This is a genomic window from Cytophagaceae bacterium ABcell3 (assembly GCA_030913385.1).
GTDB lineage: Bacteria > Bacteroidota > Bacteroidia > Cytophagales > Cytophagaceae > ABcell3.
Window position 1 is genome coordinate 371,342 of record CP133159.1, and the last position, 22,912, is coordinate 394,253.

25 protein-coding genes are annotated in these 22,912 nt (G+C 39.7%); 9 read left to right on the top strand and 16 right to left on the bottom strand.

Translation table 11 applies throughout. From position 1 onward, the window contains the following. Nucleotides 1-85: 85 nt before the first annotated feature. The 7 genes from RCC89_01730 to RCC89_01760 all read right to left on the bottom strand — a co-directional run bounded on the left by RCC89_01730 (nt 86) and on the right by RCC89_01760 (nt 9,269). On the bottom strand, nt 86-2,959 hold the full coding sequence (locus tag RCC89_01730) for an FAD-dependent oxidoreductase (protein WMJ71896.1): 2,874 nt from the start codon (nt 2,957-2,959) through the stop codon (nt 86-88). Between the two features lie 222 nt (nt 2,960-3,181). Further along, complete coding sequence (locus RCC89_01735; GenBank protein ID WMJ71897.1) at nt 3,182-4,513, bottom strand: DUF58 domain-containing protein; 1,332 nt, start codon at nt 4,511-4,513, stop codon at nt 3,182-3,184. Beyond that, nucleotides 4,513-5,490 carry a MoxR family ATPase gene (locus RCC89_01740; protein ID WMJ71898.1) on the bottom strand — a complete coding sequence of 326 codons (978 nt, stop codon included), beginning with the start codon at nt 5,488-5,490 and terminating at the stop codon, nt 4,513-4,515. The genes RCC89_01735 and RCC89_01740 overlap by 1 nt, the downstream gene beginning before the upstream one ends. Nucleotides 5,491-5,496: 6 nt before the next feature. Beyond that, nucleotides 5,497-6,690: a DUF4350 domain-containing protein gene (locus tag RCC89_01745; protein ID WMJ71899.1), complete on the bottom strand. Its 1,194-nt coding sequence runs from the start codon at nt 6,688-6,690 to the stop codon at nt 5,497-5,499. Continuing rightward, nucleotides 6,687-7,379 carry a DUF4129 domain-containing protein gene (locus RCC89_01750; GenBank protein ID WMJ71900.1) on the bottom strand — a complete coding sequence of 231 codons (693 nt, stop codon included), beginning with the start codon at nt 7,377-7,379 and terminating at the stop codon, nt 6,687-6,689. The genes RCC89_01745 and RCC89_01750 overlap by 4 nt, the downstream gene beginning before the upstream one ends. Next, a complete protein-coding gene (locus RCC89_01755; protein WMJ71901.1) occupies nt 7,376-8,314 on the bottom strand; it encodes a hypothetical protein in 939 nt (312 codons plus the stop codon). Before RCC89_01755 ends, RCC89_01750 begins: the two co-directional genes overlap by 4 nt. Continuing rightward, on the bottom strand, nt 8,304-9,269 hold the full coding sequence (locus RCC89_01760) for a stage II sporulation protein M (GenBank protein ID WMJ71902.1): 966 nt from the start codon (nt 9,267-9,269) through the stop codon (nt 8,304-8,306). The genes RCC89_01755 and RCC89_01760 overlap by 11 nt, the downstream gene beginning before the upstream one ends. 46 nt (nt 9,270-9,315) lie before the next feature. Here RCC89_01760 and RCC89_01765 point away from each other — a divergent pair, with 46 nt between their 5' ends. The 5 genes from RCC89_01765 to RCC89_01785 all read left to right on the top strand — a co-directional run bounded on the left by RCC89_01765 (nt 9,316) and on the right by RCC89_01785 (nt 12,991). Then, a complete protein-coding gene (locus tag RCC89_01765) occupies nt 9,316-10,029 on the top strand; it encodes an RDD family protein (protein WMJ71903.1) in 714 nt (237 codons plus the stop codon). A gap of 19 nt (nt 10,030-10,048) precedes the next feature. Beyond that, the gene (locus RCC89_01770; GenBank protein ID WMJ71904.1) at nt 10,049-10,285 is read left to right on the top strand and encodes a cytochrome b5 domain-containing protein; all 237 of its coding nucleotides are present in this window, start codon (nt 10,049-10,051) and stop codon (nt 10,283-10,285) included. Between the two features lie 495 nt (nt 10,286-10,780). Further along, nucleotides 10,781-11,626 (top strand): hypothetical protein, encoded by an 846-nt coding sequence (locus tag RCC89_01775; protein ID WMJ71905.1) that lies wholly within the window; start codon nt 10,781-10,783, stop codon nt 11,624-11,626. Then, on the top strand, nt 11,623-12,438 hold the full coding sequence (gene murQ, locus RCC89_01780; GenBank protein ID WMJ71906.1) for an N-acetylmuramic acid 6-phosphate etherase: 816 nt from the start codon (nt 11,623-11,625) through the stop codon (nt 12,436-12,438). Before RCC89_01775 ends, murQ begins: the two co-directional genes overlap by 4 nt. Next, nucleotides 12,425-12,991, top strand: coding sequence for a hypothetical protein (locus tag RCC89_01785; protein WMJ71907.1), 567 nt, complete (start codon nt 12,425-12,427; stop codon nt 12,989-12,991). The genes murQ and RCC89_01785 overlap by 14 nt, the downstream gene beginning before the upstream one ends. Nucleotides 12,992-13,229: 238 nt before the next feature. Here RCC89_01785 and RCC89_01790 read toward each other — a convergent pair whose 3' ends face one another. From RCC89_01790 to RCC89_01800, 3 genes are all read right to left on the bottom strand, one after another. Next, the gene (locus RCC89_01790; protein WMJ71908.1) at nt 13,230-13,838 is read right to left on the bottom strand and encodes a transcription elongation protein SprT; all 609 of its coding nucleotides are present in this window, start codon (nt 13,836-13,838) and stop codon (nt 13,230-13,232) included. 128 nt (nt 13,839-13,966) lie between these two features. Beyond that, on the bottom strand, nt 13,967-14,155 hold the full coding sequence (locus tag RCC89_01795) for a hypothetical protein (protein ID WMJ71909.1): 189 nt from the start codon (nt 14,153-14,155) through the stop codon (nt 13,967-13,969). A gap of 132 nt (nt 14,156-14,287) precedes the next feature. After that, on the bottom strand, nt 14,288-15,076 hold the full coding sequence (locus tag RCC89_01800; protein WMJ71910.1) for a J domain-containing protein: 789 nt from the start codon (nt 15,074-15,076) through the stop codon (nt 14,288-14,290). A gap of 296 nt (nt 15,077-15,372) precedes the next feature. On the opposite strand from RCC89_01800, the gene RCC89_01805 reads away from it, so the two are divergent. Further along, a complete protein-coding gene (locus tag RCC89_01805; protein ID WMJ71911.1) occupies nt 15,373-16,581 on the top strand; it encodes a metallophosphoesterase in 1,209 nt (402 codons plus the stop codon). On the opposite strand, the gene RCC89_01810 is transcribed toward RCC89_01805, so the two are convergent. Together RCC89_01810 and RCC89_01815 are read right to left on the bottom strand one after the other, a co-directional pair. After that, entirely contained in the window at nt 16,562-17,452 is an 891-nt protein-coding gene (locus RCC89_01810) for a diacylglycerol kinase family lipid kinase (protein WMJ71912.1), read from the bottom strand. The genes RCC89_01805 and RCC89_01810 overlap by 20 nt on opposite strands. A 30-nt stretch (nt 17,453-17,482) precedes the next feature. Next, the gene (locus RCC89_01815) at nt 17,483-18,655 is read right to left on the bottom strand and encodes a class I SAM-dependent RNA methyltransferase (GenBank protein ID WMJ71913.1); all 1,173 of its coding nucleotides are present in this window, start codon (nt 18,653-18,655) and stop codon (nt 17,483-17,485) included. A gap of 79 nt (nt 18,656-18,734) precedes the next feature. Here RCC89_01815 and RCC89_01820 point away from each other — a divergent pair, with 79 nt between their 5' ends. The 3 genes from RCC89_01820 (at nt 18,735) to RCC89_01830 (ending at nt 20,393) form a co-directional block, all read left to right on the top strand. Then, nucleotides 18,735-19,106, top strand: coding sequence for a hypothetical protein (locus RCC89_01820; GenBank protein WMJ71914.1), 372 nt, complete (start codon nt 18,735-18,737; stop codon nt 19,104-19,106). A 353-nt stretch (nt 19,107-19,459) separates the two neighbouring features. After that, nucleotides 19,460-19,987, top strand: coding sequence for a methyltransferase domain-containing protein (locus RCC89_01825; GenBank protein WMJ71915.1), 528 nt, complete (start codon nt 19,460-19,462; stop codon nt 19,985-19,987). 10 nt (nt 19,988-19,997) lie between these two features. Next, the gene (locus tag RCC89_01830; GenBank protein WMJ71916.1) at nt 19,998-20,393 is read left to right on the top strand and encodes an acyl-CoA thioesterase; all 396 of its coding nucleotides are present in this window, start codon (nt 19,998-20,000) and stop codon (nt 20,391-20,393) included. Between the two features lie 221 nt (nt 20,394-20,614). On the opposite strand, the gene RCC89_01835 is transcribed toward RCC89_01830, so the two are convergent. The 4 genes from RCC89_01835 to RCC89_01850 form a co-directional block, all read right to left on the bottom strand. Next, on the bottom strand, nt 20,615-21,469 hold the full coding sequence (locus tag RCC89_01835) for an IS3 family transposase (protein WMJ71917.1): 855 nt from the start codon (nt 21,467-21,469) through the stop codon (nt 20,615-20,617). Continuing rightward, nucleotides 21,469-21,786 carry a transposase gene (locus RCC89_01840; GenBank protein WMJ71918.1) on the bottom strand — a complete coding sequence of 106 codons (318 nt, stop codon included), beginning with the start codon at nt 21,784-21,786 and terminating at the stop codon, nt 21,469-21,471. Before RCC89_01840 ends, RCC89_01835 begins: the two co-directional genes overlap by 1 nt. A gap of 268 nt (nt 21,787-22,054) precedes the next feature. Next, nucleotides 22,055-22,447 carry an HAD-IB family hydrolase gene (locus RCC89_01845; protein WMJ71919.1) on the bottom strand — a complete coding sequence of 131 codons (393 nt, stop codon included), beginning with the start codon at nt 22,445-22,447 and terminating at the stop codon, nt 22,055-22,057. A 22-nt stretch (nt 22,448-22,469) separates the two neighbouring features. After that, nucleotides 22,470-22,904, bottom strand: coding sequence for an oligosaccharide flippase family protein (locus RCC89_01850; protein WMJ71920.1), 435 nt, complete (start codon nt 22,902-22,904; stop codon nt 22,470-22,472). Between the last annotated feature and the right edge of the window lie 8 nt (nt 22,905-22,912).

Below are 22,912 nucleotides of genomic sequence, written 5' to 3' on the forward strand. Positions count from 1 at the left end.
CTTGGCTGTTTTTAAATTTCTAACAAGTAAAACAATCTCTTTTTTAGAACTTCTGTCAAAAGAATTCAGCAAACCCTACTTAATTTTACCATCCTAGGTAATAATCTTTATCAAGCCATTCAGGACAGGACAGGCCATACTTCTCCCTCATAATATGCTCTGTAACACATAATGCTCCTTCTACCCATCCCTGCTGATCAGAATATGCCTCACCTGCGATAAATATCCGCTCTTCCGGCATAGGCTGCCGGACATATGGCATTACTTCCCAGACTTTATAAACGGCCTTCCATGCATGGTAGCCTCCGCCAAACGGATCTTCCGTCCAGTCTTTGTATGCAGAAGTGTAAGGAACCGGAACCTGAATCTTGTCACCGTGCAGCTCCCTAACCTGTTTCATTACCTCTTCCACCATTGCCTCTGTGGCATGGTCATAAGTATCAGGATATTCCGCATTTCCCCCTTTTACGAGCCGAGTTTCACGTGTTCCAAAAGGTTTGCCAAATTCAAGGGTTTTCCAGAAGGCCACTGTTCTCATATCATTATAGCTAGAAAGGAACAATGAGTGAGAATTTTCAGGATCTGTTCCAAAATAGTAACACTGCCGCATCGGAAGGTCGGTTATAGACTCTCCAGCTTCTGCTCCTAATGTTTTCTTCCACCAGGGTTCTTCAAAGCCTAACAATATTTTAAAAGAAGGCTCAATTATAACAGAGGCAAGGTTATGTTGTAGCTCCTTCTGCTTATCAGGATCAAAAAAGAAATTGTACTGGTCGAGCAGTTGCAGTGATCTTCGTGGCATGCCTAAAATGATGTCTTTTGCATAGACATTATAATAGGAGTCGCTTTCAATATTATACATTTTAAGCACATACCTGTACTCACTATCCGCATTTTTGTCAAACCGAACCAGTTTATTTTTTGTCCATATAGTTCCTCCAAGCTCTAGGAATGAAGAAGCCAAACAGGTAAGCACTTGGTCAAAACCACCTTGAATAGTCTTATATACTGTTTCTGCATCAGCAAAGTCTCCCGCCATATATGGAAACGCTTCGGCTGCATTCCAGTTTAAAGTATTAGAGTAATAACCTCCTGCCTGGGAAAGAAAAGTATAACACTCTTCTGAAGAGCGGTCTTTGATCAGGTTCCAGAATCCCATTTTATAAACAGGCATGTCTTTATAAGGCCCGTCAAACCTGTAGGTCAACTTTTGCTTGACCTCGTCCCATTTACGCACAGGGTCTTCACTATTCTGTATATCTTCAAGAGAATACCCATCTGCCTTAAGCACCTCATCTATGATACTGATAAAAATTTCATCCGAGCTTAACCCTTCAAATTTCTCATCCAGAAAATATCGAGTCTTAAAACCATCGCCTGTAATTTTTGACTGGCGGAACCTACTAGCAAAAAACCTCTGCCCTCTTAAATAATAAAGGTGGTGTGAAGGATCACCCATAGGAAAAGGCAAAGACTTCAACCCATATTTTGTAGCAAATACTTTTTCTATGAGACCGGTCACAATTTTCTGTTCTGTCATATAACGCATCCCCCCAAGCTCTCCAACTACATTCATGCCTGGCAACTTAACAGATTCCAGTCTACCTCCAACACGCTCCCCCATCTCAAATATATTCACCTTTTTGCCTAAAGGTTTCCCATTCGCATCTTTTCCCGATAGTAGCCTGTATCCAGAATATAAACCAGAAGCACCTCCTCCAATAATCGCTACATCAAGTTTGAGATCATCTTCCTTATCTGTTCTGAAATACTTACTATACTCTCCTCTGACTTTTGGCCAAGAAATTTTAAAAGGGCTGATGTCATAAGAAGTGGCTCCCTCAATGGCCATATCCGCAATCATTTTTCCAAGTAGCGGAATAAACTTTGCAGCCCATCCTCCAGTATAAACCACAATGTTCTTATTGTTGTGCAACCAGTCTGGCGCAAAGTCAAGCAAAAGCTCTTTAGAATTATTGCTCAGTGCAATCAAGCAAGTAGACTCATAAGCAGGTTTATCAGAAACACCTTTCATATGCTTTAGTACCCAATCCGAGTTATACCTCAAACTCTTCTGGCTTGGTATACCAGTTCTGTCTACTGGATCTATTATAACCCTGTCAGGAATATCTGGTGCTACTCTGATATAACCAGGATTAGACCAGTCAACCTCAGGGAATCCATAAAACAAATTGGTATCCTGAGGTTCTTGAAAAACAAACCAGGTGGGATATTTTACAGTAGGGTCTTCTACTTTATAATATGCAGAAGACATTTCCCAGATATTGATATCCACTGAAAGTCCCAGGTGCTGAAGTGCATCATTAACATAAGCGCCAGCTGTAATTATTAGCTTTTCAGTTGTGTAGCATGTGCCATTTGCAAAAACCTGTATAATGCCATCAGCATTAGATTGGATATCTGTTACAGGAGAAAACTCCTTTAGATCAATATTTTCTGCATTGTCTACAAACCTGAACAAGGCTGATAGTGTCGCATTTAGATTAATAATTCCACCATCTTTTTGGAAAAACCCACTATAATCAGAAGGCAAGTTTTTAAAATGATATTTCTCCTCAATTTGCTTTGCCTCCAATTTTTCATAAGAAATATTCAGCTCATCCATAACCTGCATGGCGGCATTGATCCCACCTTCCTGTGAGCTAATATCAGGAGAGCCGAACCATAAAGAACCTGTTTTATCTATAAGCTGTTCATTTGAATGCTTTTGTAAGTCATCCCAATATTTTACAGAGTCCAGTGCAAGCTGAGACATGTACTTTTGCGCATATTGTAGACGAAATTGTCGGGAGTCACCGGCAGAGCTTCCGTTTTGATTATTAAAACCATACTTTTCCAGCACCAAAACTTTTTTACCTGTGCTGGCTAAATGGTAAGCAGTAGAAAGGCCCATAGCTCCGCCTCCAACAATTGTTACATCGTATTTGTTAGAAACCATATTAAAAATTTATACAAAATGAATAAAAGTGTATTCCTAGTTCCAAAAAATGCAATAGCATCCATAGGTTGACTTTTAGTTGTTAATTAGTCTAGAGGTTATTATCAGCTAGCCAAGAAACCGTTAACGGCCTTCTAACAATTCTGAAAAATCAAAAAGTCAACAACCTAAAATCGAAAGTAATATTAGTGTAGCAATATTCAAAAGTTAGCAAGTAGTTTTTTAAAGCATATTCCTAGCCTTAACCTCCATGTATTTATTGATGGTGGACAAGGTAAGTTCCTGAGGTGTGGTCAATACCGAGGCAATGCCGAAAATCTCCAACTCTTTGCGTATAAGCTTTTTCTCAAAATTTAACTTTTCGGCAATCGTTTTTACATAAATAGCTCCTGTATCAGAAGCTTTTTGTTCCGCTAGCGCTTTTAGTTCAGTATTTTCAAAGAATATAACAACCAACAAATGGTTGAGGGCCAATTTTCTTAAATAAGGCAACTGCCGTCGGAGGGATGAAAGAGACTCAAAATTGGTAAACAACAGCATAAGACTGCGTTGGTTGATTTTACGGCTAATGTGGGTATAAAGCAAAGGAAAATCAGGCTCTGTAAAACTTGTTTGAAGGTTATACAGGTTGTGCATAACCTTCTGCAAAGTAGCCCCTTTCCTTTCGGCCGTTACCATGCTTTCTATTTGATGATCAAAAGTTATTAAACCTGCCTTATCGTCTTTTTTTAGAACAATATTAGAAATGGCCAGCGTGGCATTGATAGCATAGTCCAAAAGTGTCATTTTTTCAAAAGGCATTTTCATAGCCCGACCTTTGTCTATAATACAATAGACTGACCTGGACCTTTCATCCTGGTATTGATTGACCATCAACTTGGCAGCCCTAGCCGTAGCATTTCTGTTAATAGTACGAATATCATCGCCAGCAACATATTCCTTTATTTGCTCAAATTCCATCGTGTTGCCAGACCTACGCAAGCGACGGATACCGGTGTCAAAAACCCGACTGCTAAAGGCAAGCATTTCATACCTCCGCATTTGAAGAAAAGAAGGGTAAACAGGAACCTCTTGTTCTTGCGAAAATATAAACCTCCGTTCTGCCAAACCCAGCAAACCTTTTACAAAAACATTAATACGGCCAAACTGATATAACCCTCTTTCAAAAGGGCGTATATGGTATATGACCTCTTTGCCTTTACCCGAACGCAATCTTGAGGAGCGGGAAAAATCCCTTTCCTGCAGTTGAATGGGAAGCTCATCTGTCAAAGTAATATTTACAGCATAGGGGTAATTGTTCCTTAAGCGTACGCATGTCGGGTTTTCATCGCCATTTGAAAGCCTTGGGGGAATACTTCTGGAAGCAATTATACGCCTACGGCCACTAAATAGCATGGCCACATCCAATAACAGAAAAGCAGCTACGGCCAAAAACAGAAAAGCAGCAGGCGCATTTAAAATTGGAAAGAAAAATGACAATACAAACACCACCGCACTTGCCCCAAGCAGGATAAAAAGTCGCTTTGTAAAATATAATGTTTTAATGAGCTTCACTACCTTGGCACCTCTATAGCGTTGATAAGATTTGTTATAACTTCATCTGTCGGTACACCCTCCATCTCCTTTTCGGGAGTCAAAATGATCCTATGACGGAAGATTGCTGGCGCAAGCTCTTTAATATCCTCTGGAGTTACAAAATCCCGAGCACTCAGAGCCGCATAAGCTTTAGAAGCAGACAGTAATGCAACAGCCGCCCTAGGAGAAGCGCCCAAAAATACCGAACGGTCATTTCTGGTCTGCTCTACAATAGCCGCTATATAGTCAATGATTTTATCTTCAACATGGATGTTCTGGACTATAGCCCTAAAGTTTTCAATTTTTTCCGGATCCAACACAGCGTTGATAACAGAAAGGTCAGGGGCACCTTTTCTCTTATGATGGTTGTATAACATCTGCACCTCTTCCTTCCTGGATGGATAGGTAACATCTATTTTAAACAGAAACCTGTCTAGCTGAGCTTCTGGCAACCTATAAGTACCTTCTTGTTCAACTGGATTTTGTGTAGCCAGGACCATAAAAGGCTTGCCCATAAGATAGGTCTGGCCATCAATAGTAACCTGCCGCTCTTCCATGACTTCAAACAGGGAGGACTGTGTTTTGGCAGGAGCTCGGTTAATTTCATCTATCAGGATAATATTTGAAAATATAGGCCCTTTCTTAAAATCAAAGTCGGTAGTCTTCATGTTAAAAACAGATGTTCCCAACACATCAGAAGGCATTAGATCGGGGGTGAACTGAATACGGGAGAACCCTGCTGAAATGGTTTTTGACAAGGCTTTGGCTGTTAACGTTTTTGCTACCCCAGGCACTCCCTCGATTAATACATGCCCATCGCAAAGAATGGCTGTAATCAACAAGTTTACCATCCGGTCTTGCCCTACCACAAGCTTAGAAACTTCTGCCCTAATAGCTTCAGCAGAGGTTGCCAGTTTATCCAGATCTGTTCTATTTTCAAAAAGCTGCTCTTCCATAAAAAATTATTTAATGTTTTCCTTAACCTCCTCTTCAAATTCTTCTATTAAAGAATTTAATATCACAAGGTCATTTTCTACTACTTTATCACTGCCCTTCACCTTACTAATATGGGCAAAAAGTTTATCGATTAACGTTTTAGGTGCCACTTGTTTCCGTATTAGTTTATCCCGCACACCATCTTCTTTTTCTTTAAGTGGGATATGAAACATATTCTTTACCTTGTCCATAAAATACAAGATTCTTTTCTCTGCTAGGTTCTTATGGTTTTTGTAATAAAAATAAAGATGTCCTAAAGTTTCCGCAAACTCAATGCTAGAGTTTGTAGGGGGCGGCACAACAGGTATCACCCTCTGACGACGCTTTAATTCAGAAAAAAGGTATAGTACCATAGCAGCCAGTAAAGTAAAGTAGGCCATCTTTAAAGACCGGTTATTTAAAATAACCCTAATAGGAGAAGAGGCCGCAAGGTTTCCAGGCTTATAATACTCGTCCCACACCACCTGTCTAATGGGCATAAAGCTAAATATTCTGGAAATAAATTCGTGATTATCTTTATAAAGAATATTAAAATTGGTAAAAGCTTTAGGGACACAGCAAAGTATGACGTGCCCGTCTCCTTCAGGAAACCTCACCACCACAGGATGGTTATCATGGTTTACGGCAATTACTTCTCCGCCTTCACCATATTTAGAAAAGTAAAAGGGCAACATGCCTGGTTTATAATTGTACACCTTAGACATCTTTTCGCCATATAATACCCTTAGAAAGTTATTGCCTGGCGTACCATGCTTGTCGACGCTCACTACATTTGCCTGAGTTTCCAAGCCAAACCTCTCAGCAATTTCATCGGGGAAGTAATGACTGGCTACAAAAACATCAGAGCCTTCACCGACCAACGTCAGCAAGTTTTCAAAATGTGAAGGGAATACATTGAACTGGTCAGATATAAAGATAAAGTTAGAAGGTTCTAAAATTTCCCTATAAAGCCCTGGCAAATCTTTTTTTACCTTAACCACAGATGCTTCGGGGAAAATATCTTCTAGCAGATCATAAAGCACATAATTTCCAAAAGGAATTTTGTCGTTCTGCGAATAGCTCTCATTCCAGTTGGTTTCATCAGGTTTCTGCCACTCCAGCACAAACAACAGCGATCCAATAACAATGGCAGCAACTACATATATAAACGACTTTTTCAATGGCTTCTTTTTAATTTATGAAGAAAGTCTGCAAAACTATGGTCTATTTGCTTATAACGTTCCTCGCTCAACTCAAAACCTCCATACCATATATGGTCAAATACAGAAGACACATTCCGAAAACCCGGTTTAAGGCTAGGATTTTTAATTTCGCTTAGGTAATCTCTGTTAGTTTTTTCGGCTGCCCAACGAATAAAGTTCCGCTGGCCAAGCTCTTGCAATATGATTAAATAATAATAACGAACGGCATTTCTGAAATCCTGCGTTTCAACAGCCTTCTCCAAAAGCATTTGCAGGTCAGGAGTAGAAGGAAGTTCACCTTCCTCTGAGTTAATGGCAGGCACATTAGCGTCACTACGCCAAAGCGAGGCGAAATCTACCTTAAGCAGCTTGAAAACAACAAAAACAATCAATGCTAAAATCGCCACCCACAGCAACACTTCTCCAACATTGGCCATTCCTGAAAAGTCACCATCACCAAATATATAATTCAATAATCTTTCCAGCCAACTAGGCGAACGAGGAGCGTCGTCCAGGGTATATGCAAACTGCTTGTTAGCCCTGTACTCTTCTATTTTCTCCTTATCAAAAAACCTATTATCATTCTCTGCACAAACAGACATAGGCAAGGCAAGTAGAAGAACAAAGCCTAAAATAATATTTTTCAATATGTTAATATTGAACCTCATAAAGAAGTTTCTTCCTCAGTTTTACCGATGTCAGAAATTCTATCCATTAGCCCCGTAGCATCCCTCTCTTCTGATAAAGAAAAATACAGAAAATTGATAGCCACCAAAGTAATGGCACCTTGTATAAAACCTAATATCCCAGAAACAAAAGAAGCTATTATTCGAACTGCACGGCCATATTCATTCAACAAACCACCCATTTGTCCAAACATTGCCAATAAATCTGGTGCAGAACTAATTACCCCAAACACAAACTGCAATCCTATAAAAATTAAAACAACGATAAAGCTTTTCTTCCAATTGGTGGACGCTAACTGATAAGCCTTCTGTACAGAAGCAAAAAACCTGCTTTTTTCATACATTCTCACATTGAATACCAAGGATAACGGCATCACTAAACAAAACAGCAGAAAATAAATAGCCAACATACCTATGAAAACACTCCAAAAACCAGCTATTGATGCCAATGCTGCCGTCATTGCCACCACTATCCCCCCAGCAATTGCAAACACAAAAAACATGGCAAAAAGGACAAAAATCAATCCTATAAAAGTTTTTACAAACAACCAAGCGTTCTTTTTTACCCGAGACCAAGTATCGCGCACTGTTACTTCGCCATCGTTTTCCATAAAGGAAGCGATGTATTGATAAACACCTGAGAAATAAAAAAAGCCACCGACCGCTCCGAGCAACAATGTAATGGAAAACAAACCACTGTTGTGTGCCATGGTGACCCCAGAATCAAAACCGGGAGAAATTTGGCCAAATTCGGCTTTCAATATTCCAGTAGCAACCATTGAAGCCAAGTAAAAAGGGCCTGCCACAAAAAGTAGCACTTTATACATAGAGGCAAAATTCTTGACAATAAACGAGAAGGCGTCGCTGATAATCTCTCCTGAGTTTCTTGTGCGCCGAAAAATCATTCTATTTTCCATAATCTATTTTATCCTTTAGTCTTGAGGGGTATACAATAAAATAAAACACTACAAACAGTGCAGACAATATAATAATCAATAGTTTCAAAGCATCATGCATGCCAGTAAGTCTGGTAACAAAACTTTCCAGAAAACCCGCAACAATAAACAAAGGAAGCACGCCAATAACGATTTTCATACCTTTTAACGCACCTTTTTGAAAGGATTGCATACGGGAATAGGTTCCAGGAAACAGTATACTATTGCCCATAACCACGCCACCACAACCTGCTATAATAATAGCAGAAATCTCTAAGGTTCCATGAATCCAAATTGTTAAAAATGAAGTTAACAACAGATCTTGGTCATAAAAGAAATACTGAAAAGACCCAAGCATTATGCCATTGGTCATTAGCAAGTAGAAAGTACCCGCAGAAAACATGACCCCAAAAGCAAACACCAAAAAAGACACGCGGATATTATTAAATGTGATGCCCAAAAACATTTCGGCCTGATGCATTGATTTATAAACAGCCATAGGATCACCGCTATCTATATTTTCTAAAGTCATGTCTACATACCTGTCTCCTAAAATTAACCTTACAAAAGAGTCGTCATAAGCAGCAGAGATAACGCCTATGCCAGCCGAAACTAAAAACACCACAAAAGAGTATAGTAGGTATTGTCTATTTTGAGCCATTAACAGAGGGAGTTCGACCAGCCAGAAATGTGCAAACCTATCTTTTTTCTCTTTCCGGTTTCTGTACACACGTTGGTGCACAGAAGAGGCAAGACCGTTGAGATAAGCCACGGTTTTACCCTCTTTATATTTGGTTTTGGCATAAGCCAAGTCGTCGGTAAGCTCAATGTACATGGCTGCCAATTGGTCCGGGTCATTGATGGTGTTATTTTTAAGCCCATCTTCCAGTTTTTTCCACTTGCCAGCGTTAGACTTTATAAAGGAAATCTCCTTCATATTATTATATTTATATTTACATTAATATTGCCAAATTAATGAGCTTATGCAAACCATTAATATAGATACTACTCAAAACGTTTCAATCTCCTACCAGCTTGCAAATGTAGGCGAAAGAATCATTGCAAACCTGATAGATTACATTTTTCTTGGCATATACATGCTACTTATCTCCTACTTGTTCAGCCTCTCCGGCTTTTCGGGAGATTCCATTGGTTTATGGATGCTGTTTACCTTGCCTCCTTTTTTCTACCAACTCTTTTTTGAACTGGTTATGCATGGCCAAAGTCCCGGAATGCGTATACGTAAAATAAAAGTAATAAGATTAGATGGTAAACAACCCAGTATCGGCAACTATTTATTGCGCTGGCTCCTGAGACCGGTAGACATATTGTTGACTACTGGTTTAGTAAGCATCATATCTATAGCAGTATCGAAAAATGGTCAAAGGCTAGGCGATATGGCAGCAGGCACTACTGTGGTAAAGCTACAAGAAGACAACTTACTGAGCAATACCATTTTTGAAGAAGTAAACGAGGATTACAAAGTAAAGTATCCACAAGTGGAAAAGCTAAGCACAAAAGATGTTGAGATAATAAAAGAAAGCTTATCCATTTATGAGAAAAGCAACAACATACAACCGGTAATTGCCACAGCCAAGAAAATTAGGACTTACTTAAATATTGAAGGAAATAAATCATCCGTACCTTTTCTCAAGAGGGTAGTAAAAGATTATAATTATATTCACGGGAAAGCATAATCTTTAAAAGGCTTAAACCATGGAAGATCTTCCTACATATACCCGCTCACAGTTAGCGCTTAGAAATGGTTCGGACAAAGAAGAAATTTGGTGCGCTTACAAAGGCATTATTTATGATGTTACAAAATCCAGAATGTGGCGCAACGGAAAGCACTACGAACATTGGGCCGGGCAGGACCTGACTGAAGAATTGGCTGAAGCCCCGCACAATGAAAATGTTTTTGATAAATTTAAAGCCGTCGGCAAGTTAAATTAAAATATAGGATTACCCATTTAAATCTCTAGGAAGTAATAGGTTTTTTTTGTACGATAAAATGCTTTAAACTGCTTTTATTAAATAGCGATATGTGCGATTGTTAGAAAATAAAGCGGCCATTGATGAAATTGCGTTAAGAACTTTATAAGCATGAAGCGGCCAAAAAATTTGCTGTTTGAGCCCGACGCAAGGAGGGTGAGTTTCATCCCGATAGCTATCGGGATAGCGTAATGCTTATAAAGTTTAGCAAATTTCATCACAGGCCTTGACTTTTTTGCTTACTTTTTTTGTCAAGAAAAAAAGTAAGGCCCTGCCGGCGAGGCAAAAAGTAACTTAGCGAGCCTAAGTAAGCTAATAACACATAAGATACCTAAGTGGGTAACCCTATTAAAATATAAACAATATAGCGTTAACTATACCAGATGCTTTGTTTCAAGTTTTAACAACAGGCTTTATCTATTTAAATTAGCAAAAATAACTATCCCTTATTAATAAATGATCGGCATAACTGAAAGCGGAGCAACAAAATCTGACTGGTTTTTTACAGATGGAACCCAAACCTTTAAGATACGCACCTCAGGTTTTAATCCATACTACCAAAAGGAGGAAGAAATTCAACAAATATTAAAAGAAGAGCTGCTACCCCAGTTGACTTTTAAAGTGGACACCCTTTGGTTCTACGGAGCAGGGTGTGAGCCACAGATCAACAGGAAAAAAATGACTGCTGCATTTTCACATTTCCTTCCTGAAGCAAAAATACATATAAACCATGACCTTTATGCTGCCGCAAGGGCTTTGTTTGGGGATGACCCAGGGTTGGTATGCATTGCCGGCACAGGCTCTAATACCTGCGAGTACGATGGGACAAACATTGTCAGAAACGTAAACTCCCTAGGCTTGTTTATGGGCGATGAAGGTAGCGGCGGGTATTTGGGTAAATTGCTCATTAGGGAATATATTAGAGAGGGACTGCCCAAACCGCTAAGAGAGAAATTTGAAGAGAAATATACCGACCGCACAGAAGACATAATGCAAAAAGTATACGGTGGCAAAATGCCTTCAAAATATTTGGCTTCTTATGCACCTTTTCTACATGAGAATATAAACGACCCTTTTATTGAGAGTCTTGTAAAAGAAAGCTTTGAGAACCTTTTCGAAAACTGCATTTTGAAGTATGAAAACTGCCGAAAACTGCCATTAGGCTTTGTAGGTTCTATAGCCTATCATTTTGAAGAAATACTCCAGCAAATAGCCAAGAAGAAAGGGCTATCTGTTTCGGTGATCGATCCTAGCCCTTCAGAGGCGCTTGTAAACTACCATTTAAAAAAAGCATTCTCATGAAACTGACCGAATCACCATCGCCTTACCATCATCTGGAAAAAATGTCTGTCTCAGAGCTGCTGCACAACATGAACAAAGAGGACAAAACAGTCCCCAATGCAGTAGAGAAAGCTATTCCCCAGATAGAGAAGTTGGTCAATGCCATTGTACAGAAAATGCAGGCAGGAGGACGGCTTTTTTACGTTGGTGCCGGGACTAGTGGCAGGCTTGCTATTGCAGATGCCTCAGAATGCCCCCCTACCTATGGAGTACCGCCGGAGCTGGTAACCGGGCTGATAGCCGGTGGCGAAAAAGCCATCAGGCAAGCAGTAGAATTTGCCGAAGACGACCCGACGCAGGCACACAAAGACTTAGAAGAGCAGAACATCAGTAGCAAAGATGTATTGATAGGCATTTCGGCCTCAGGTAAAACACCTTATGTAACAGGGGCGGTAGCCTATTGCAACAACAAAAAGATACTGACAGGATGTATCACCTGCAATCCCGACACCCCACTGGCTGAAATAGCCAATTACCCTGTAGAGGTTATTACCGGCCCTGAATTTGTCACAGGCAGTACCCGCCTTAAAGCCGGAACAGCACAGAAGTTGACTTTGAACATGATTTCAACCTCCGTTATGATCAGGTTAGGCCGGGTAAAGGACAACAAAATGGTTGATATGCAGCTAAACAACAACAAACTTTTCCACAGAGGAATCAAAATGTTGGCTGAAGAGTTAAAGATAGAAAAAGAAGATGCGGAAGCGCTGCTCAAAAAGCACGGCAGTGTCAGAAAAGCCGCCGAATGGTATAAAGCAAATGCACGAACTTGAACCTTTTTTTAACTGGGAAAAATATTACAATGCCGTAAATGACGAACGTTCGCCATTTTTCGGGGCACAATACAATACCCAACAATACACCAATGCCATTTACGGGTATTATATACACCCTTTGTGGGACTATATTGGCTCTGAAACACTGTACCTCAAAATTTTATATACAAACTACGAACAACGTTTCGTAATTATAGAGATGATAGGTGAGTGGAATGACACGCTCCACAACGACATAATGCACCTAAAACGAAATGTCATCGACTATTTAGTAGACCAGGGCATAAATCAATTTATCCTTATAGGAGAAAACGTCATGAACTTCCACGGCTCAGACGATTGCTACTATGAAGAATGGTTTGAGGATGTGGAAGATGGATGGATTGCCGCCATAAATTTCCGAGACTTTGTTGAACAAGAATGGAGAAGGTACAATATAGACTGCTATATCAACTACGGGGGCAGTTTAAATATTGACAACTGGCGGACTATGAACCCAAAAGCTTTTTACAAACAGGTCAGTAGTCAAATTATGAAAAGGCTTCAATAACTAGGGCCTGAAGTCACAAGTGTGCAAGTACGGATGGCCTTTTATGAAGACGTATTGGAATACTTCGAATGTAAGGCCATAAAGTAGATTGTGCGTTTGTGGCTAGTCCAAAAAACCACTAATATTTTGGTCTGTGACAAATTCAGGTACACATAAGAAAAACTTTGCACCAGATCATCATAAACCAATTTCATAATATTTAACAGCAAGTATTTGGGCGTTTTTCAGTGCGCCCTAGCTATTCTTCCACCTTATAAATAGGTGCTGCATCGGGTATAAGAAACTTCCGCCCCGTACTGACCTCACAGCAAACAGATCGTGTTCTCTTTCGCTGCTCTTTTACGTAAATTTTTTTATTGAAAATAAAGCTTTCTCCCAAAGAGACCTCCGACAAGTATACTGTAGGCTCTCCTTTCTCGCAGCCATTGAGCGCTTTCAACAGCGCCGCATCGCTACAAGAAGACGCTTTGGGATTCTTGATGTAATTGTCCAAGGGCTTCAATATTTCTTCCGGAAAAACATCCCTTACCGCCAACAACAAAGAAGAGAAGTTCTCCTTCCACTCTTCCCCGTGGGGTTTTACATGTCTGCCATGGGCCAAGTTGGTTTTCAAGTGGGCTACTTCATGTAAATACGTTATCAGAAACGAATATGGGTTCAAGTCGCCATTGACCGTTATGCAATGCCTACCCGTTTGGAAATAATAGCGATAATCACCAAGCTTAGTAGCCCTTCGGCGGGTAACTTTAAAATCAAACCTGTGGCTCTCCCACAAATCACAGCAATAATCTACCGCCTCTTCTGGAAGGTATTTCTGAATTACATTTCTAAACTTTACTGAAAGCATTAACTGGACATTTGTTAAACCTGAATTATGCGATAGATATCGTCATGAAGAGCAAAACAACAATACATCAGCACTATGCTAATAGAAAGGCCTATTGCATATTTCAGTAAATCTAGCTTTTACTAGATTTACTTTTTGACCTTATCCAACAACTTTTTGCTCTCTTTTTCAGATTCGTCTGCCGCTTTTTCCATCGACTCTTTCACTTCCTTGGCAGACTTGTTTACCTCATCGGCGAATTTTTCTGATTCACTTTTTTCTTCACAAGAAAACATCATACTAGCAAGCGGAAATAACATCAGGGCAAGTTTCTTCATATTAATCATTTTTTACTAAGATAATAAAAATTAAGCGGAGGTAAAACCCTGTAAAAGCTGGTTAAACTCGACTTTAAACTCAAGAGATTAATAGTCAGCAGCCAAAAAAATACTGCTCTGTAGAACTTTAAGTTACTGCTCCTTTTTTTTACTAATCAGACTCTTGCTCCCAGCATGAACCGCAAAACTAAAAATTACAGGAAACGGCGCTAACAAAGCAGCCAATGCAGTGTTTGCTCCTGCCCGTGTAAGTAAGCAAAAAACCATCATGGTAGCAATAACAGATACTCCAATAAACCCCCTAAGCAATACAGGGTCATGCACTTTTATGTAACGGTCCAGAATTCTCTCCAGAAAGAACCTACTCCTTTCCTGTGGCGGGTACAAACTTCTGTAGTGCTGATAAGTGACATTGATAATATGTATTCCGATTGGGACGCTAAACAAAGAAATCATGATCGCCCTATCTTTGATCAAAAAAAAGACAATGATAGGCGCTATCAAAAAAATAATACCCGTAAATAACAAAAACAAATATGAAAACCTGGCTAAGGTAAAATATACTGACCGCCGAAAACGGAGGTAATCTTTATATGCACGCTCTCGAGCATTTTTTTTAATTTCCCGCACCCTTTCTTGAAATTTGCGTTTTTCCTCCTTACGTCGTACTGCTGCGGGGTCTGGCTGCTGATAGGAACTTGTAAAAATAGGCTTCTTCTTCAGAAGCACATCATACGCCTCCTGAATTTTCACAAACATCTGCTGCGCATCAGGAGAATCATTAAGGTCTGGGTGAAACTTCTTCGCTTTTTTCTTAAATGCTTTCCTTATTTGATTTTCTGAGGCACCAGGTTTTAATCCCAAAATATTATAGTACTGATCAAACATCACAAAAACACGCTTTCCTATTAACTTAAGCAATTAAAATTTAGAATTGTTTAGCAAACATAACTGAGCTGCTGAAAGTCACACAATAAAGACTATGGAAAAAGCAGTGCAGAAGCAGACCGATTTTTTCGTAGCCACAAGCGATGTCTTGTGGCTGCGAAGTGATTTTTTCAGCAGGCCCTAACTATGCGTAGCAAGATGAGTTATTAAAAGAAATAGGAACAAAGTAGCGTAAGTATTCAAACATGCATTTACTTACCTCAAGGAACAGTTCAAAAAAATGACCTAACTCACTGCGCAGATGCAGATATTTTTCTACATTAGTTTATATGGAAACACAGGTATGGGAATATTTTTTACTGGTTTTTGCCCTTATTTCGGCAGTAGTCTCATGGTATGTCCTTACCAGGCATAAAACAAAACGTCCCTATTATGTAAAAGCAGAAAGGGACTGGCACAAACGAAAAGCTGCCGCAGAGAGCCATATCGATTATTCAGTTTTTTTGATTGGAGATGCTGGCGCAAATACCAGAGAAAATCCGGAGCCTACGCTGGATATATTGAGAAATCAGCTATTGGAGTCGGGCAAGCAAAGTGCTGTGTTTTTTTTGGGTGACAATATCTACCCTAAAGGTATGGTCGAGCCAGAACACAAACTGTACAATGAAGCTGTAGAAAGCCTGATGAGCCAGCTTCATATCGTAGACGACTATTTGGGCAGGGTTTGTATTATCTCTGGAAACCATGACTGGAACAAAGGTCGTAAAGGTGGCTTAAGGGCTGTATTAAGGCAACAAGATTTCGTAGACGACTATTTTGGAAACGAAAGTGTTTTTTTACCAAGAAATGGTTGCCCCGGCCCAACAGAAATTAAACTAACAGAAGACCTAACTGCCATCATTATCAACACCCAATGGTGGGTGCATAATGGGAAAAGGCCTATAGGAAAAAAAGACGGCTGCAATATTAACAGTGAGGAAGAGTTTTTTGAAACACTCAAAAAAATATTAGACAGAAATAAGTCTCGCAAAGTACTGGTAGCAGGCCATCACCCCATGTACAGCAAGGCATCACACGGAGGCAAGTTTGACCCTAAGCAACATATTTTCCCACTTACAGCTATCCATAAAAAAGCTTATGTCCCCTTACCGGTGGCAGGGTCTCTATATCCAATGTACCGAAAATTTATAGGTGCCAGAGAAGACATTTCACACCCGCTTTACAGACGGATGCGAAAAAAAATGTTACAAATATTCCGCCAATACCCTAATCTGGTATACGCTGCTGGACATGACCACAATTTGCAATACATCAGGAAAGGGAAACAGCATTATATTGTAAGTGGAGCTGGTTCTAAAGTTACCTATGTAACAAAAGGCAAAGGCGCCGCTTTTACCCATGCCCATAAAGGCTTTTTCAGAATCAACTACTTGAGCACAGGGGAAGTAAACATAGAAGCTTGGGAACCCAACATAGATGGAAGCCCGCGGCTTGCCTATCGGGGACACATTGAACAATCTAGGGCAGCAAGACCTTAAGCCCCTTGGGGAACTCTTCGATTAATAGTTTTTCCACTGCCGGAAAAGGCTCTCCATCAATGTGGAAAGTTTCATTGTCCAAGTTATAAATTACGGCCCTTTTAGTCCTTATTATTTTATAATATTTAGATTTATGTATTTTCCCGCTTAAGAGATAATACATGATATGAAAACTGTGCAGCTTTGGAAAAGGGCGAACAATGTCTATTTCAAAATACCCATCACGTATATTTCCAAGCGGGTTTATGGACACATTAGTGCCAAACTTACTGGCATTTGTAATCACCATCATAAAGGCCTCTCCATCATAGCGACTAATCGGGGTTTCAATAGTGTATTTAAAAGGCTTAAAAGTCAAAAACTCAAGGACTCCATACCACACATAGAGAAACTTTCCCCTTAATAGACTTTTCGCAAAACGATGGATGACCCGTGCATTAAAACCAAGGTCACTGATATGAAAAGCATTAAAACCATTTACCTTTAATGTATCGATAAACCGAGGCCTAAATTTTGCTATTATCTTTAATGCTTCATCAACCTCTTCTGGTATATCCAGGTCTTTTGCAAGCCCATTAGCAGAACCCATAGGCAGAATGCCCAAAGGGATATTTTTTCCTACCAGTACGTTTCCGACCAAATTTACCGTTCCATCGCCCCCAATGGCAACTACGCCATGGTATGGGAACAATATGAGCTGATCCTCTATTAGCTGGTGATCATTCTTGCCTGTAGTTTCAAAAATATCATATAAAAAACCGTTATCAGCACAGAACCCTTTTAAGATACTGGGGATATCCTGTTTTTTTTTACCTCCTGCAATAGGGTTAAGCACAAACAGCAGCCGTTTTTTTTCTCTATTTCGGGGCATATCTAGAAAAACCCTTCGGCATTTATTTTGTTAACCCTTGCCCGTTTTCTTCTTTGATCCTCTATATAGCTCATATTCCAACAAGCGGCACTCAATCCGTCCGTTGTAAAATTCGACCCTTTTGCTCGTCCTCAAACCAATGTTTTTTGCCAAATTCAAGTTTCCTGTAAAAATATAGCCTTTATACCCTTGACATTTAGACTTGAAAAAGTCCCCTAAAGCTTTGTAAACAGGGACAAGCGCCTCCTCATCTCCTAACCGTTCTCCATATTCAGGGTTTACCATCACCACGCCCCCACCTTCATACACAGGAGTATCCCTAAAGTCACACACTTTAAATTCGATTAAATCAGCCACACCAGCGATTTCTGCATTTGTTTTGGCCGCATGAACAGCTACAGGGTTAAGATCAGAAGCTACGATCTTGAAGTCTCCCATTTCCCTCAATTGAGACATGGCCTTCCGTTTCACTTCCCTAAAATCAACAGGGTCATAGAGCTTGGTATGCATAAATCCAAAATTGTCCTTCAAAAGACCAGGTACTTTGTTTATAGCCAACAAAGCAGCTTCAATAGCCAGCGTACCACTGCCACACATAGGATTGATAAAATTAGAATTCATATCCCAGCCACTGGCAGCAATAGTACTGGCCGCTAAACTCTCGACCATAGGAGCCTTGTAAGGCATTTTCCTATATCCGTGTTTAGACAAAGCCCCACCAGAAGTGTCCAGATAAACAGAGGCTTTATTTTCTACCCAATAAAGATATATTACTGTCCGGCTGGTATCTGGACCAGAGTCAGGCCTACGGCCCAGTTTATCGTTGATCCTATCTACAATTGCATCTTTCAGTCTGACATTGGCAAAGCGAGTATCAAGAATTTGGTCATTTTTCACAAAAGACTGAATACTGATATAGCCATCGGCATCTATCAATTCTTCCCAAGGAAACTTTTTCGCTTCCTTATATAACTGGTCAGGTCCTGGTGTATGCATATCTTTTAAATGCCACATAACCCGATATGCAGTTCGCAGGTTAAAGTTTAGGTTAATACAGTCTCTATAATCACCTTTCAGGAACAATCCGTTTTCTGTAACGGTCTGCACCTTATAACCCAAAGCTTCAACCTCTTGCTTCACATATCCAGCAGATTTGCGCGCTGTAGTGATATGGATAAGCCTTTTATCTTTTGCATGTAACATAATGTAAAACTAAGAGGAAGGCGCAAATGTAACAAACCATTCCAAAGATATGTTACTTTTTTAAAGGAGATGGATAAATATGGACAAGTTTGCAGAAGACAAAGGACACCTCATAGACATCATGAGGTCTATAGAAGAGATACAAAGTTATGTAGGGGGCGCTTCTTTTGAAGACTTCAACAAGCGTGAAGACTTAAGAGAAAGCGTATATTACCAACTACAAACTATTGGAGGCGCATCGAAGCTATTGTCTGATGAGTTTAAGGATAAGTATCGCGATATAGATTGGGATACACTTTACAACCTTAACTTCGGTGGGTACAATCAACAGGTTGAAATGGACACAAACGGTGTATGGCACATTATCACTGAGGAGTTAACCAACATACATGACCAGGTGGTGGACTTAGTAACAGTCCTTGAAGACAGGGACAATGATTTTATGTTTTAGGCAAATGAAGTAGTACGGCATATTTACGGGATATGGGCTGTACTGAAAAAAAGGCAGCCCTTAACCCTTTTTTTAGCTTAGGCTCCTTTATTTGTTAAAGTCTTTTCCTAATATTGCCCAACAATTACCACTATCTGGGCATGTACGAACTAGCTAAAAAATTTATAAGCAAATTGGTGCCAAGGAGTTTCCTCATAAAAAATGAGGGGCTGCTGCGCTTTTTCATATATCAGCTTTATAAAGGGTCGACCTACGGCTGCAATATTTGTGGCAAAAAATTTTCGAGATTTATTCAAATCCAAACAAGCGAAGCTATTTGCCCTTCTTGCGGCAGTCTGCCTAGAAACAGACGGTTGTGGCAGATCTTGAACGACAATGAACTGCTAAAAGGCAAAGTACTGGATTTTTCGCCAAACAGGTGCCTGCACAAAAACTTCAAAAAAACACTCAAAGATGACTATATAAGTACTGACTATGAGGGAGAGTTTTTTGCAGACTATGCTTATGACATAACAGGCATATTTGAACCAAACAACAAATTTGACTTAGTTATTTGTTACCATATTTTAGAGCATATTCCAGAAGACCAGAAAGCCATTAACGAACTTCACCGTGTGCTGAAAATTGGAGGCAAGTGTTATATACAGACCCCATTTAAAGAAGGGGACACTTATGAAGACCCTAGCATAACCACGCCCGAAGAAAGGAAAAAACACTTTGGACAAGAGGACCATGTGCGCATTTACTCTGTAGAAGGCCTTAAAAACCGCCTTCAAAAAGCAGGTTTTAAGGTAACACCGCTTAACTTTGCAGAAGGAAGCAATAATTACTTTGGGTTTAAGGAAAAAGAAACTGTATTATTGGCAGAAAAAATACTTTAACAACGAAATAATGGACGAGGCAACAGTAAAAAAAAGGATAGAGGAATCAACCACCAGCATTTTTAAAGCAGTATTCCCTAATACCACCAACCATTATGACACCTTATTCGGAGGTACCGCCATGCAAATGATGGATGAAGTAGCTTTTATTACCGCTACCAGATTTTGCAGAAAGAAAATAGTTACCATCTCATCCGATAAAATCAACTTTACCAAACCCATACCGGCAGGAACCATTATAGAACTAAGAGGAAGAGTATCGAGAGTCGGAAAAACCAGCATGACTGTTTCGGTAGAAGTTTTTGTAGAAGAAATGTTTAACGATGGCCGAGACTGTGCCATCAATGGCTCTTTCACTTTTGTAGCTATTGGGGAGAACAAGAAAGCGGTAAGGATTATAGAATAAGTTTCTTTCTCTCCACTAGGCTGGTCGCTCCTAGCCAGCCTTCGCTATTTTGCGCAGGTAAAAGAGCAAAAAGTAACTTCTGAGGCTATGGAATTGCAACAAAAAACCGTACAAATAATTAAGCCCTTTTTTTGATTAATTAATGCCTGCCGCAGGGCTCCTCAAATCCTCCTATGATTTAGAAGAAAAATCATAGGAGGATTTCGAGGTTTATGCTTCTTTTACGCAGCACTTTTTCTATGAATATTATAAAATTCTTCAGGAGAAAGATATCCAAGAGAGGAATGTCTTCTGGTCCTGTTGTACCATATCTCAATGTATTCAAACAATCCCTTTTTTGCCTGCTTTATTGATTCATATTTCCGGTAACCAGTTTCAGATTTCAGGGTTTTGAAGAAGCTTTCAGCCACTGCATTGTCCCAGCAATTCCCTTTTCTGCTCATGCTCTGAGTAACATTTAGCTTACCAAGCTCATCCCTGAACTCTTTGCATGCATACTGCACGCCTCTGTCTGAATGAAAAACCAGCTCTTGAAAAACAGGTCTGTTTATCAGTGCCATCCTCCATGCAGGCACTACTGTTTCATATGCATGCATCGAAGTGGACATAGACCATCCTATTATTTTCCTATCATATAAGTCCATAATCATGGTCAGGTATAACCATGCCTCATTTGTCCGGATATAAGTTATGTCTGATACCCATGATTTTGAAGGGCTTTCAGGTTTAAAAGATCTATCAAGAACGTTAGGACTGATGCTAAATCCATGGTTTGAATCAGTTGTGCAGACTTTAAATTTTTTACTTACAACACTCCTGATTCCGTGGTCTTTCATGATCCTGGCAACCCTTGGCCTGGATACTGCAAAACCCTTTTTTCTAAGATCTAATGTAATTCTAGGACTTCCATAGGTACCATTGCTTAACTCATGCACTGTTTTGATTTCCTTTAGCAATATCGCTCTTTGTTGAGCCAGTTTGAGTTGTTTCTCCTTCTTCCACTCATAAAAGCTGTTCCTGGCAACATTAAATGTCCTACACATCTTTTCAACAGCATACTCTTTTCTATGATCCATTATGAATTGGTATATTTGCTGTCTCCCCTGGAAAAGATGCTTACCGCCTTTTTTAGGATTTCCCTTTCAAGCTCAGATTCCTTTAAGGCTTTCCTCAAGGCATGAATTTCTTTTTGTTCTTCTGAAAGGTTCTGTTTCCCATTTCCTGGAAAACTGGCAGCGCCATTCGTCTTCATTTCACGTGACCATCTCCTTACTAAATCAGGACCAATGCCTAATTCTTTCCCAACAGCGGTACTGGTCTTCCCGCTTAAATGCAGCTCTACAGCCATTGTTTTAAATTCGTGGTCATATGACCTTCTTTCTCTTTTACTCATCGTTCCAAATTTAAGAAAAAGAGCTTAACTTACTGTCCTATCAAATATATACATTCCACTAATCTAAAGAACAGTATCAATACACTTGAGGAAATATTAGGAATGACTGTAAATGAATTTCTAGAGCAGTTCTAGTCCATGCCTTTTATTAAGCCTTTGAAGTTATTCTCAAAGCTTAGAATAGGTCATAGCGAATTGACATAGCCCTAAATAATTGGCAGGAAACGTATTTGGGAGCAGACCTAAACTAGTAGCTGTCCCAAAACAGCTAATCCCTGAATGGCTTAAAAAAACGGTGATGTGCCAAATCCAGCATAGGCAGATCACCTTTGCTGTCACCATAAGCATAAATATTAGAATAATCTTCTATCTTATAATGCTGCTTGACCCTAGTAACTTTTTCTTCTCCGTAGCAATTGTTACTAGAGAATTTACCTGTAAGTTTGCCGTTCTTTACCTCAAGACAAGTTGAGATTAAAGAAATGGAATGCTCATTACACCAAGCACTTAAAAGCAACTCAAAGTTTGCACTTACCAACACAACTTCATGACCATTTTCCAAATGCCACCTAACTTTTTCCATAGCCTTTGCGTTTACCATTTTAGGCAATACTTCTTTATTGAAACCTTCACAAATTTTAGAAGATTCGCCAGATGGCACTCACCCATACAGACAAAATGTTTTATTTTGTTGGTCCAGTTACAGCGAAAAGTGATATGCGATTACAAATAGACGAACTGCCGAATGTCTGTTCGTAAATATTTTTAATTGATTTTTTCCCTTCAGTCCGCATTTTTTTTGCAGTTTCTGGGAATATGACAGATGCAATTGCTAAAGTCGGAGCTTCAATTAGAGTTGAAATTCTAATGGCGGCATTGTACCCAGCTACACCAGCGGTAGAGATCATGGCCCCAACCATTGCTTGATCGATGTACCTGTTTAACATAGAGCTAATATTTGTACCAAAAGTGTATTTGCCAAAATTTAGCATGGCTTTAACAATAGTTTTTGGTGGAGTTTTTTGGAAATGGTAGTATTGGCTGCCATAAATTAAGCAGCCCATTGGCTCTACTGACTGCCCTATTAAAGCTATGCTATTTTTACCTTTAGTCTCCATTTAAACAA